The 678-nt window shown below is 45.4% G+C and carries 1 protein-coding gene; it reads right to left on the minus strand.

Going from position 1 to position 678, the window contains the following annotated elements:
* On the minus strand, nucleotides 1-584 hold a 584-nt coding region (locus KIV40_RS33970; protein ID WP_285353847.1), incomplete at its 3' end, for an SDR family oxidoreductase.
* Nucleotides 585-678: the final 94 nt, after the last annotated feature.

Consider the following 678-nt stretch of genomic DNA (forward strand, 5'->3'; position numbering starts at 1 on the left):
CCGACTTTTCCAACAGGTAAGTTATTTCTGGCGTTGTCGTACATTGCGTTACGAGAGGAATCGTCCATATTCTTGTAGGCTTCGGTCATGGTTAAGCCTGGGCTGACGGCGTTTACTCGAATCGGCGCGAGTTCTTTTGCAAGCACTTTAGTCACGCTTTCGAGTGCGGCATTGATGGCGGTTTTTACGTAAGTGCCTGCGACCACTTTGCGTGACAACATGCCAGTGGTGAGCGTGATAGAACCGTTGGGTTTGATGTAACGTGCCGCATGTTTTGCGACGTTCAGGCTGCCCCAAAATTTGGTATCAAATGCCGTTTTTGCGTCTTCAAGAGCAACGTCGGTCACCTTTCCTGCAGGAGCAGATGAGCCAGCAGTAACCACCAAATGATCGAAGGGGCCAATGGATTCGAAGTATTCGCAAATCGACTTTTCATTGCTGATATCAACGCCTGTATGTCGACTAGCAATGTGTACTGTGTTGTCGTCGTTTCTCAATTGCATCGCTAATGCTTTGCCGATGCCTGACGTGCCACCAATGATGACGAAAGTGCGTTTTTCTTGGTTCGTTACTACATTGTTCATGTTCTAAATTCCTGCGTGTTCTGCTGATGGTTGTCATTATATTTATTCGATAAATTTTGATAATTGGCTAAAATATGAATTCATTATTCGGTTT

The organism is Vibrio sp. D173a (assembly GCF_030248475.1).